The following is an 11946-nucleotide window of genomic DNA, read 5'->3' as shown; positions in this document are numbered from 1 at the left end:
AGTCGCCCGCAATCTAGCTCTCAACCTGTATCGTGATTTAGGCTTTGACAACATGGCTCAAGCTCAGCGTCGTTGTGGGTTCAGCTTGAACCACTTGAAGTCAATCTTTAGAATGAAATAGCCCTGCGATGGTGTATACAACAAAATTGTTTGCATAATCCTGCAACCAGGTCGATGCTGAAAAAAAGTCTATGGGCAAGATTGAAGCAATGGCTTCAACAAGAGCGCAGAGTCCCGATCGCTTCGTCAGCTGTTGCAAGCTGCATCATTATCCTGCGGATGGCTGGGCTGTTTCAGTCTTGGGAGTTGGTAGCCTTAGACCAGTTGTTTCGTTTGCGTCCTCCAGAACCAATAGACGAGCGCGTGGTAATTGTCGAGATTAATGAAAAAGACTTACAGCAGGTGGGACAATGGCCCATTCCTGATGGGGTCATGGCAACTCTAGTCCAAAAATTAAATGCCTTCGAGCCACGGGTGATTGGTTTGGATATTTATCGCGATCTACCCGTACCACCCGGTCATGCAGAATTCATCAAAGCTGGTCAAACTATCCCTAACTTGATCGGGATTGAACTACTGAAACCGGAGAAAAGCTTGAGCGTCCCACCATCCTCAGTATTAAACCGTCTCAAGCAAGTTGGTTTTAATAATGTGGTCGTTGATGCTGATGGTAAGGTGCGCCGGAGCTTTTTATATGCACACGTAGATAATAAACTACATACAAGTTTTGCGCTCCAGTTGGCGTTGATTTATTTGAAGGAAAAAGGAATTACTCCGACTCCGTCGCGGGTGAACCCCGATTATCTACAGCTAGGGAAGGGCATCTTTCCAACCTTCAGGTCAAATGATGGCGCTTATGTGGCGGCTGATGCCAAGGGTTATCAAATATTAGCCAACTTTAAGCAACCCAATAGCTTTCAGATGGTTTCAATGATAGATGTTCTGGCAAATCGCGTACAACCCAGCCTTCTGCGCGATCGCATTGTTTTGATTGGTTCAACCGCACCCAGCCTTCAGGATTTTTTCTACACCCCTTACAGCAGCCGTCTCAAGCAAGGCGCACAAAGGATTTCAGGTGTCGAACTCCAAGCCAATTTTACCAGTGCAATCCTGAGCGCCGCCCTAGACGGACGCCCCTTAATCAACATCTGGCCCGATTTAGTGGAATCCTTGTGGATTTTGGTTTGGTCGTGGATAGGTGCCTATATCAGTTGGCGATTGCGTCTCCCTAGAAAGTCTGGTCTAAGTATTCTATTGGCTGGGGCTGGGTTGTTCGGTATTTCCTACCTCGCCCTTCTCGTCGGTTGGTGGATACCACTGATTCCTCCACTCCTGGGGCTTGTAGGATCTGCGATCGCGATCGTGAGTCATCTGGCTTATTTGGAGGAGGAGTTAAACCGCTCTAAAGAGTTTTTGCAGAAGGTGATTAATACCATCCCCGATCCAATTTTTGTCAAAGACAAAGAACATCGTTGGATTATTTTAAATCAGGCATATTGTAAATTTATTGGCTATCCTTTAGAAACTTTACTGGAAAAGTCTGCTTATGATTTTTTTCCTAAACATGAGGCTGAGGTTTTTTGGCAGCACAATGAGCAAGTGTTCCAAGGTGGTGAAGAGCAAGAAAATGAAGAAGAATTTACGGATATCTTTGGCACAACTCACCTAATCGCCACCAAGCGATCGCTCCACAAAGATGCTGCCGGTAATATCTTTTTAGTTGGGGTCATCCGAGACATCACTGAACGCAAGCGGATAGAAGAAGAGCTGAAGCAAACGGCGGCAGAGTTAATCCGTTCTAACGCCGAATTAAAGCTTTCAGAAGACCAAATGCGTCATCTGGCTTATCACGATCCGCTGACTGGTCTACCTAACCGCAAACAATTCTATGAACGCATGATTCAATCTCTAGAATGGGGTAGTAGTAATAATCAGTTGTTTGCTCTTTTGTTTCTTGATCTGGATGGCTTTAAGCAGGTTAATGACACACTCGGACATGACATGGGCGACTTGCTGTTGCGGATGGTTGCTCAACGACTCACGGGTTGCTTGCGCGGCAGCGATACCGTCTCGCGTTTGGGTGGTGACGAATTTACAGTAATTTTACCCGCAATTACTAGAGTGCAAGATGCTGCCAGAGTAGCAGAAAAGATTTTGTCAACCCTATCTCAGGCTTTCGTCCTCAACGGACATACTGTCGTTGTAACTGTCAGTATTGGTATTAGCACCTACCCTTTTAATGGCAATACCGTGGATACCTTAATTAAAAATGCCGACTCTGCTATGTACCGTGCTAAAGAACAAGGTCGGAATCGATTTGAGTTCTTCTGATACTATTTTTCTTTTGATGAGCTATTTGATCGCTATTAATCAATAAAATTGGAATTACTCATCAGTTTTTAGCCTGTTGCTACTAACTAATAATGAATAAGTAAGAACTAAGGATTGACAGTTCTCTATTCTTGCTTCCCGAAGATATATAGCAGGCATTTATAGAAGCAAGATCGGGTTTTGCAGCTTTTATAATACCATTTCACTTTATGCCTGCAACGGATACATCTATTGCCCCTCTTAAAAAGGGAGGCTGGGGGGATCTGATATGTAACCTGACAAAAGTGAAATGGTATAACACCATTCTGTCTTGAAAGCTTTGCTTAAAATTTGATAATTAATCCCCAAGACAGAGGCTTAATTATTTTTGATTTGATAATGCTCTTATCGAAACTACCAACGTAGAAAATATTAAGTTTGTTAGAAATTTCTGGATTGATTGCCAGGTGTATCGTTGAAAATACGGAACACTAAACTTGAAAATAAACGTTTAGTTGACCACTACCCAGAAGCGCCTGATATTCCCGGAAAATCGCTGGAACAACTTCAATAACCCTTGTTATGCGTACTTTTGCAAATTATAACTTTACATAATCTTTGTATAAGCTCAAGTTTTTATGAAGAGAATGTAAAGAAAAAGATTTGATAAAGGTAGTGGTTACTGAGGTTTTCAGTGGATATACTGATAATACTGGCACTCCCAAAAGTGGCATTCCCAAAAGTCTAGGAACTGTAACGGGTGTTATGAGTAATTACTTTCGACTCACAGGAACAGCAACTTTACTGATTGGATTGCAACTGTTCAGCCCCCAGATGGTGTCTGCCAGAATCGCCCCCAATCTTGCCAACAACAGCCTGTCTAACAGCTTCTGGAGCGCTACTAAGACCCATAATTTACTAAAGTCTGGTGGGGAAGCGAAAGCATTTCAACCGAAAGATAACGGTCCCCCCGGTGGTGATGGAACGGGTGCGGGAACGCGCTGAACCAGGTAAAGGTAAAAAGGTTAAATGAGCTGTTTAGTTTTGCAGTGGTGGAGATTTCCACCAATGGTTTTGTTGAACTAAGGTGTGGACTTGCCAGCTTGGCGAGGTTTGAGGGAAGTCAGTTCGGTAGTGTCCGCCTCGACTTTCTGTGCGAAAAGCAGCACTTTTGAGAATCAGATACGCTACATCTAGTAAGTTGTGAGTTTCTCCCCAAGTTCGCAGTTGCTGGTCGGCATCGGTTAAGTCGAAACTAGCACTCTGACCGGGGATTAAATTCATCAGGTACTGACTCAGAGACAGGGCAGCAAATTCTTGTTGCCAAACTTCGATTTGAGCGATCGCATTCTCTAAAACCACTTGCGATCGACAAATTCCAGCACTTTGCCACACTAAGCGCGGTAACTCTTGCCGTAAAGCTTCAATTTTGTCTCGCTCTATAGGATGACAGATGAAGGATGAGGGATGAGAGGGAGTCAAAGGGGAAATTTCTCCCATTCTCCCACTCTCCCCTTTTTCCTTGGTTTTTTCATCCTTCAGCTTTCCTGCTTCATCCTTTCGAGTCTTTCCTTCTTCCTTCTGGCTGCTTTCTAAATAAGCCAGTTGGGCACCAAACACCAAACATTCCAGCAGCGAATTACTGGCGAGACGATTGGCACCGTGAACGCCAGTACTGGCTGTTTCCCCAATCGCATATAAACCGGGAATCGAGGTGCGATTCATCAGATCGCTGGCGATGCCTCCCATCCAGTAATGGGCAGCTGGCGCAACCGGAACGGGTTCGTGAAAGACATCAATTCCCCACCGCTGACACACCTGGATAATGTTAGGGAAACGGTGGCGAATCTGTTCTTCTGGAATTGGGCGCAAATCCAAGAAAACGTGACCTGTAGCTATTTCGTCGGCAGCGATTTGCTGTAAGTGACTGAAAATCGCCCGACTGACCACATCTCTAGGTGCAAGTTCACCGGCTGGATGGTAATCAAAGGCAAATCGTCGTCCTTGGGAATCGACCAGATGAGCGCCTTCCCCCCGGACTGCTTCGCTAATCAAAAAACGAGGCGCACCCGGCTTGGTGAGGGCTGTAGGGTGAAATTGGACAAATTCTAAGTCTCGCAGGATAGCCCCGGCACGCCACGCGATCGCTACCCCATCTCCCGTACTTACCGATGGATTTGTCGTTTGAGCAAATACTTGACCGCCGCCACCTGTCGCCAGCACCACCGCACCCGCCCTTACCCAGCTAATCTGATTTTGGTAAACCAGGCAAATTCCCTGGCACTCGCCAGTTTCAGAATTGAGCCACAGACTCAGCGCAAATGCTTTGGAGATAACCTGGATATTCTGGCGGCGCAGCACTTGTTCGGTTAAGGTACTAACCATTGCTCGACCAGTTGTATCGGCAGCATGAAGCACGCGGGGACGAGAATGAGCCGCCTCTAAGGTCAAAGCTAGATGGGTTCCTTTGCGGTCAAAGGCGACGCCCATATCCACTAGCGAATCAATGCAGCGGGGTGCTTCCTCTACAAGAAACTGTACGGCTTCTTGGTTACACAAACCCGCGCCTGCCCGCATTGTATCCTCAACGTGCAGCGAAGGCGAGTCTGCCGGGTCGATTGCTGCCGCGATGCCGCCTTGTGCCCAGTCGCTGGCAGAAAGGGGCAGAGTATCTTTTGTAATCAAACCAACTTGATACGAGTCTGGCAAACAAAGCGCTGCATAAAGTCCTGCTGCACCAGCGCCTACTACCAAGACATCAAACTGGATGGGTATTTCCTGCTGGGGTAAAGATTCTAAGCTTATAGGGTTCAACGATAAGTTCCTTAATACTTCCACTCATAATAAATAACCCACTCCATTGAGGAGTGGGTGATGAAAACGAGTCGTTAGGGGCGAATGTTATTTTTATGGTCTAGATTCTGAGTGTACGGTGAGTTTAGCTCACCCGACTTGCGGAATCTTTTCCTTGATAGTCACGACTCAGCACGATTAGCCAATCGCTAAGTTTATGCTCAAAGGGCTATAGCAATCAGCACTTTAGTAGTAGCCGTTGTTATAGCGATCGCCACCTTCCACGAAGCTTGATTCTATTTCCGTCACCGTGAATTTATCCAGGTTAGCTTGGAGCCGTTCTTTTTGGCTGTCACTCAGCCCTGGAATTTCCAGGACATCTTCTACCTTCTTGTAAGGTGCATTATCGACAACTTTGCTAGCCAGAGTGGGGTATAGCCCTGGATATTGCCGAAACGCTCGCACGTTGGTATTGTTCAAGTCAATCTTTTTCCCAAACTCGGTGGCTAGCTTATCGTCCGCCCGATTCCGCAGGGGTGCCTCGACTGCTGCCAACACTGATGAAGAGTGCAGTGCCACACCCGTCAAATCGGCTGCAATAGCGCTTTTGGGCAGCCCCATCCATCCCAAGCAGCTCACCAACATAGCCAACACTGTCAGCAGACGAACCAATGGTTTCATAAACTTAAATCCTCCTGACACAGCATGATTGAGGGTACCATGTCCTCAACTATTAGTTTAATTTTTGTTTTCTATCCTCTCATCTTATTACCTCTAGGTACCCACTCCACCTCGATGGAACAATTGGAAGTTGGCTATTTTGCCCAAATCTTAATAAAGAGCTAAACTCCGACCGGGAAACTGGGGTTTTGTGGCAAGATAGAAGATTGTTCCTCAAGGTAGTTCACAGGAAATCGTATATGGTTCTTAGATTAGGCGACCAGGTACCCGACTTCACTCAGGATTCTACAGACGGCAAAATCAACTTTTATGAGTGGGCTGGCGATAGCTGGGTAGTGCTATTTTCTCACCCCGCAGACTTCACGCCCGTTTGCACCACAGAACTTGGCGAAGTCGCCCGTCTCAAGCCAGAATTTGACAAGCGCAACGTTAAGGCGATCGCCCTCAGCGTCGATGATGTTAATTCCCACAAAGGCTGGGTTGGTGATATCGAAGAAACTCAGAATGTTGGTCTTAACTACCCCATTCTGGCAGATCCGGATAAGAAGGTTTCTGATCTTTACGATATGATCCACCCCAACGCCGCCAACACCGTCACGGTAAGATCGGTCTTTGTCATCGATCCCAAGAAGAAACTGCGTCTCACCTTCACCTACCCCCCCAGCACCGGACGTAACTTCGATGAATTGCTGCGGGTAATTGATTCGCTGCAACTGACGGATAACTACAGCGTAGCCACTCCAGTTAACTGGAAAGAGGGAGACGATTGTGTAATCGTTCCTTCACTTAAAGATCCGGAAGTGTTAAAAGAGAAATTCCCTAAGGGGTACACCGAAATCAAGCCTTACCTGCGGATGACTCCCCAACCGGACAAATAGTTTTGAGTGGGTAAGTGAGCGATCGCTCACTAGACAATTAACCATAGCCTGATGGGTTGAACGCTAATCATCCGTCAGGCTATTTTCATGAGTTTGGGTGAGCCAACAGTAAAATTTTGTAGTAGGTAGGTATTGCCACTCTAACCGATCGAGGAAATCCAGAATGCTTTCTTCTCCCCTAGTTGTGCGAATTCCGCCATCAATGCTAATGACAGACGAGCAGTTTTTTGAGTTGTGTCAAGTTAATCGTGACTTACACATTGAACGTAATAAAACTGGAGAAATATCAATTATGCCCCCTACTGGTTCAGAAACAGGAAACCGAGATGCCAGAATCATCCAGCAGTTGATGAATTGGGCAGATGAAGACGGAACTGGCATTGCCTTTTCTTCAAGCACGGGATTTATTCTATCAACGGGTGCAGAAAGGTCGCCGGATGCTTCGTGGATGAAACTAGAAAGATGGAATACATTATCGCCAGAACAACAACAAAAATTTGCCCCCATTTGCCCAGATTTTGTGATTGAACTGATGTCACCTAGCGATAATTTAAAGCCTTTGCAAGAAAAAATGCTCGAATACAGGAGCGAGGCAGGATTCCAGCTAGGTTGGCTGATTGACCGGAAAAACCGCCAAGTTTATATTTATCGTCCCGGTCAAGAAGTGGAATGTCTAGACAATCCCGCAACTGTAAGTGGCGATCGCGTTTTACCTGGATTTGTCCTCAATATGAGTAAAGTTTGGTAAGAGTCGATGCAGGCGATCGCTGGGTGTAAAAAAAGTGAGGAAATAAATTATGCTGTCATCTCCGATTGTTTTGCGGATGCCATCAGAATTTCAAATGACAGAGGAGCAGTTTTTTGAGTTCTGTCAGATTAACCGCGACTTACGCATTGAGCGTAATCAATTTGGAGAAATATCAATTATGCCCCCCACAGGCTCAGAAACTGGAAACCGCAACTTTAATATAGCTTTGCAGCTAGGAATTTGGGCAGAGCAAGATAAAACGGGTATCTGTTTTGATTCCAGCGCCGGATTTAAGCTATCAACAGGTGCAGAAAGGTCGCCTGATGCTGCGTGGATGAAACTGGAACGCTGGAATACATTATCGCCAGAACAACAACAAAAATTTGCCCCCATTTGCCCAGATTTTGTGATTGAACTGATGTCACCTAGCGATAATTTAAAGCCTTTGCAAGAAAAAATGCTCGAATACAGGAGCGAGGCAGGATTCCAGCTAGGTTGGCTGATTGACCGGAAAAACCGCCAAGTTTATATTTATCGTCCCGGTCAAGAAGTGGAATGTCTAGACAATCCCGCAACTGTAAGTGGCGATCGCGTTTTACCTGGATTTGTCCTCAATATGAGTAAAGTTTGGTAAGAGTCGATGCAGGCGATCGCGTGTAAAAAAAGTGAGGAAATAAATTATGCTGTCATCTCCGATTGTTTTGCGGATGCCATCAGAATTTCAAATGACAGAGGAGCAGTTTTTTGAGTTCTGTCAAATCAACAGTGACTTAAGCATTGAGCGTAATCAATTTGGAGAAATATCAATTATGCCCCCCACAGGCGGAACAACAGGCAATCGTAGCGGTAGTATATTCGGAGAGCTATATATTTGGGCAAAGCAAGACGGAACGGGTATTTGTTTTGACTCCAGCACGGGATTTAAGCTATCAACAGGTGCAGAAAGGTCGCCGGATGCTTCGTGGATGAAACTTGAAAGATGGAATGCTCTGTCTCCAGAACAACAGGAAAAATTTGCTCCCATCTGTCCAGATTTTGTAGTGGAACTTAGGTCGCCTTCTGATAATCTTCAGCCTTTGAAGGAAAAAATGCTCGAATACATGAAGGAAGATGGAGTACAACTAGGCTGGCTGATTGACCGAAAAAACCGCCAAGTCTATATTTATCGTCCCGGTCAAGAAGTGGAATGTTTAGAGAATCCCGCAACTGTAAGTGGCGATCGCGTTTTACCTGGATTTGTCCTCAATATGAGTAAAGTTTGGTAAGAGTCGATGCAGGCGATCGCTTGTAAAAAAATTGAGGAAATAAATTATGCTGTCATCTCCGATTGTTTTGCGGATGCCACCAGAATTTCAAATGACAGACGAGCAGTTTTTTGAGTTCTGTCAGATTAACCGCGACTTACGCATTGAGCGTAATCAATTTGGAGAAATATCAATTATGCCCCCCACAGGCTCAGAAACAGGAAACAGAGAAGGTAATTTATTTGGGCAGCTATGGGTATGGTCAGAACAAGATGGCACAGGTATAACTTTTAGTTCCAGCACGGGGTTTATTCTATCAACGGGTGCAGAAAGGTCGCCTGATGCTTCTTGGATGAAACTGGAACGCTGGAATACATTATCGCCAGAACAACAACAAAAGTTTGCCCCCATTTGCCCGGATTTTGTGATTGAACTTAGGTCAGCTTCGGACAACTTAAAGCCTTTGAAGGACAAAATGCTCGAATACGCGAGTGAGGCAGGATTTCAGCTAGGTTGGCTAATTGACCGGAAAAACCTCCAAGTCTATATTTATCGTCCCGGTCAAGAAGTGGAATGTCTAGACAATCCCGCAACTGTAAGTGGCGATCGCGTTTTACCTGGATTTGTCCTCAATATGAGTAAAGTTTGGTAAGAGTCGAGTCCTACTACCGCGATAAGCCAAAATTTTTATAAGGAAGAACTTAGGTAATTTCAGTATGGATATCAAAAAGGGTTTTGTAGAAACAGTTGGCAACACGCCGCTAATCCGCTTAAACAACTTCAGCGATGAAACAGGTTGTGAAATCCTGGGAAAAGCAGAATTTCTCAATCCAGGCGGTTCTGTGAAAGACCGCGCTGCACTTTACATTATTGAAGATGCCGAAAAAAAAGGCTTGCTCAAACCTGGCGGTACAGTCGTTGAGGGAACCGCTGGGAACACCGGCATCGGTTTAGCTCATATTTGCAACGCCAAGGGCTACAAATGCCTGATTATCATCCCAGATACCCAGTCCCAAGAAAAGATGGATGCTTTGAGGACGCTTGGCGCAGAAGTCCGTCCCGTTCCAGCCGTACCTTACAGCAACCCCAACAACTATGTGAGGCTCTCCGGCAAAATTGCGTCTGAGATGGAAAACGCGATTTGGGCGAATCAATTTGATAACTTAGCGAATCGACAAGCGCATTATGAAACTACCGCTAAAGAAATCTGGGAACAAACGGACGGTAAAGTTGATGCTTGGGTTACAGCCACGGGGACTGGCGGCACCTTAGCTGGTGTAGCGATGTACCTGAAAGAAAAAAATCCTGCTGTTAAAACCGTCTTAGCAGACCCGATGGGTAGCGCCCTCTACAGTTATATCAAGACGGGTGAAACGAAGAGTGAGGGCAGCTCAATTACAGAAGGGATTGGCAATAGCCGCGTCACCGCCAACATGGAAGGCGTACCCATAGACGATGCTATCCAAATTGATGACACTGAAGCTGTGCGGGTTGTCTACAGACTGCTGAGAGAGGAAGGACTGTTTCTGGGTGGCTCCACAGGAATTAATGTGGGAGCAGCAGTAGAACTCGCTAAGCAGATGGGGCCAGGTCATACGATTGTGACCATCCTCTGCGATAGCGGCGCTCGTTATCAGTCGCGGCTGTTTAATCGGGAATGGCTGGCATCGAAGGGACTTTCACCAGATTAGAAAGGCAGCAGAGGGGAGGCGGTGAGAATTTTCACCGACTACCTACCCTCAGCACTTAGTAGTTTTTATCTAACCATTGCCAGCATCTGGTGCAAGTGCCAGTTCCTTCCACAGCAAGAGCGGCTACGTAGTCGAGTTCCGGTTTCAGTTCCTGGAGTGACCAGCGATCGCTTTCTATGCGATCGCCTTCAATGCTCAGCAGCATCGCTGGTTCCCCTGGAGCCAGCGTTACCTCAATTTGATCCAGAGGTCGAGCCAGTCCTTCTCCAATTGCTTTTAGATAAGCTTCTTTGCGAGTCCAAGCGTTTAAAAATGCTTCCTGCTTCTGAGAAGCAGGTAAGGCACGCAAAACGGCATTTTCTCGCGCCGAAAAGAATCGTTTAGCGATCGCTTCAACTTCGGCAACAGAACGAATATATTCAACATCGACACCGATCTGGCGATCGCGTGTTATTGCATACAGGCAGATATCCTGAGAGTGAGATAAATTAAAACGAAGGCTACTTTCTCCGTGTGTTGCCGCCAGCGCTGGCTTGCCACGGGAGCCATAGCAAAATTGCACCTCGACTGGATTGATTTCTAAGTAGTAACCCAGAATTGTCCTGAGCAGACTCCGCCCGACGATGAAACGCTTCCGATCCCGCTCAAAGTAGAAACGCTCGGCTCTTACTTGCTCATCTTCAGAAAGTATTTGTTGCAGATGCTGAACGTGAAATGCCGATTGGTCGAGGGAAGCACGCCAGATATGGACATCATTGCTCGATAGCACTAAGTCGGTTGGTGGAGGAAGCCACACACAATCAATATCAGTCATCAGTCTGAGCCATCAATCTAAGCCTGCGATCCAACTCCAACGCTGCGCCATTTTGAGTCCGGAGAATTACTGAAGGAAAGCTTCTGTCTCAGCGTGCCATCAACACTGAAACCGAACAAGCTGACAAGAACTCTTAAGCATTTTCTCGGACTCGATCCAATACAGTTTGCTTAACTCTCTTTCTTTTCTAGGAGACGCGATTCGCGCTGCTAAAGCTGCTAAAGCTGCTAAAGAAGTCTGGCTCTCCGACTGCGCCCTCTGCATTATACTTTCACGCATCAGAACGCACCAGAGCGCTTAGATTGGCACTGCTTGCCTTCACCGGGTATTTCTCCTTGCTTGTGGTGCGGAGGTAAGCGATACGCCAAGGACGCTACGGGTAGATTTGTCGAGAAGTAACCTATCCCTTATCCTTTGAAAAAACTAGCTACTCTGAGTAAGTATAGCCGTCTCTATTTTTTGTAAACAAAAATACACTTTGTCGCAAATTTGTTATAAATCTTGACAAATATATAAAAAATTTATATATCGCTTATAGCTAATACAAGGCGTAGTCAAAAAATTGGCTGAATATAGATTTCAGAAAGTTACCTCAGCATAGGCTTTCGGCTCCTTACCAGTAAAGGGGTTCAGCTCTTTTTGCCATCTGACAAGCTATAACCCTCTTCTGTCACTTTCCGGGATAAGCAAGTAGTAAATAAGCTAAATTATCCAGAAGCATAACCAGGTTTAAATTGATTCATTGCTGCAATTAAATGATTGAATCCCAGCAATAAATGTGAATTAT

At 45.8% G+C, this 11946-nt stretch carries 11 protein-coding genes; 8 read left to right on the top strand and 3 right to left on the bottom strand.

What is annotated here, in order from left to right:
- Positions 1 to 174: 174 nt before the first annotated feature.
- Both AC2VDX_RS10330 and AC2VDX_RS10325 read left to right on the top strand, forming a co-directional pair.
- Positions 175 to 2331: a CHASE2 domain-containing protein gene (locus AC2VDX_RS10330; RefSeq protein ID WP_378178372.1), complete on the top strand. Its 2157-nt coding sequence runs from the start codon at positions 175 to 177 to the stop codon at positions 2329 to 2331.
- 654 nt (positions 2332 to 2985) lie between these two features.
- Positions 2986 to 3315, top strand: coding sequence for a hypothetical protein (locus AC2VDX_RS10325; protein ID WP_378178375.1), 330 nt, complete (start codon positions 2986 to 2988; stop codon positions 3313 to 3315).
- Between the two features lie 33 nt (positions 3316 to 3348).
- Here the strand turns inward: AC2VDX_RS10325 and nadB are convergent, their stop codons facing one another.
- Both nadB and psbU read right to left on the bottom strand, forming a co-directional pair.
- Entirely contained in the window at positions 3349 to 5124 is a 1776-nt protein-coding gene (gene nadB, locus AC2VDX_RS10320; protein WP_378178378.1) for an L-aspartate oxidase, read from the bottom strand.
- A 225-nt stretch (positions 5125 to 5349) separates the two neighbouring features.
- A complete protein-coding gene (psbU, locus tag AC2VDX_RS10315; protein WP_378178381.1) occupies positions 5350 to 5784 on the bottom strand; it encodes a photosystem II complex extrinsic protein PsbU in 435 nt (144 codons plus the stop codon).
- A gap of 239 nt (positions 5785 to 6023) precedes the next feature.
- Between psbU and AC2VDX_RS10310 the strand changes: the two genes are divergently transcribed.
- The 6 genes from AC2VDX_RS10310 to AC2VDX_RS10285 all read left to right on the top strand — a co-directional run bounded on the left by AC2VDX_RS10310 (position 6024) and on the right by AC2VDX_RS10285 (position 10345).
- A complete protein-coding gene (locus tag AC2VDX_RS10310) occupies positions 6024 to 6662 on the top strand; it encodes a peroxiredoxin (RefSeq protein WP_378178384.1) in 639 nt (212 codons plus the stop codon).
- A gap of 163 nt (positions 6663 to 6825) precedes the next feature.
- Positions 6826 to 7410, top strand: coding sequence for a Uma2 family endonuclease (locus AC2VDX_RS10305; protein ID WP_378178387.1), 585 nt, complete (start codon positions 6826 to 6828; stop codon positions 7408 to 7410).
- Between the two features lie 49 nt (positions 7411 to 7459).
- Positions 7460 to 8044 (top strand): Uma2 family endonuclease, encoded by a 585-nt coding sequence (locus AC2VDX_RS10300; protein ID WP_378178390.1) that lies wholly within the window; start codon positions 7460 to 7462, stop codon positions 8042 to 8044.
- Positions 8045 to 8090: 46 nt separating this feature from the next.
- The gene (locus AC2VDX_RS10295) at positions 8091 to 8675 is read left to right on the top strand and encodes a Uma2 family endonuclease (RefSeq protein ID WP_378178393.1); all 585 of its coding nucleotides are present in this window, start codon (positions 8091 to 8093) and stop codon (positions 8673 to 8675) included.
- A 46-nt stretch (positions 8676 to 8721) separates the two neighbouring features.
- The gene (locus tag AC2VDX_RS10290; protein ID WP_378178396.1) at positions 8722 to 9306 is read left to right on the top strand and encodes a Uma2 family endonuclease; all 585 of its coding nucleotides are present in this window, start codon (positions 8722 to 8724) and stop codon (positions 9304 to 9306) included.
- 64 nt (positions 9307 to 9370) lie between these two features.
- Entirely contained in the window at positions 9371 to 10345 is a 975-nt protein-coding gene (locus AC2VDX_RS10285; protein WP_378178399.1) for a cysteine synthase A, read from the top strand.
- Positions 10346 to 10400: 55 nt separating this feature from the next.
- On the opposite strand, the gene AC2VDX_RS10280 is transcribed toward AC2VDX_RS10285, so the two are convergent.
- Entirely contained in the window at positions 10401 to 11159 is a 759-nt protein-coding gene (locus AC2VDX_RS10280) for a 4'-phosphopantetheinyl transferase family protein (protein WP_378178402.1), read from the bottom strand.
- Positions 11160 to 11946: the final 787 nt, after the last annotated feature.

It is taken from the genome of Coleofasciculus sp. H7-1, assembly GCF_057473865.1.
This window is presented reverse-complemented; position numbering and strand designations above follow the sequence as displayed.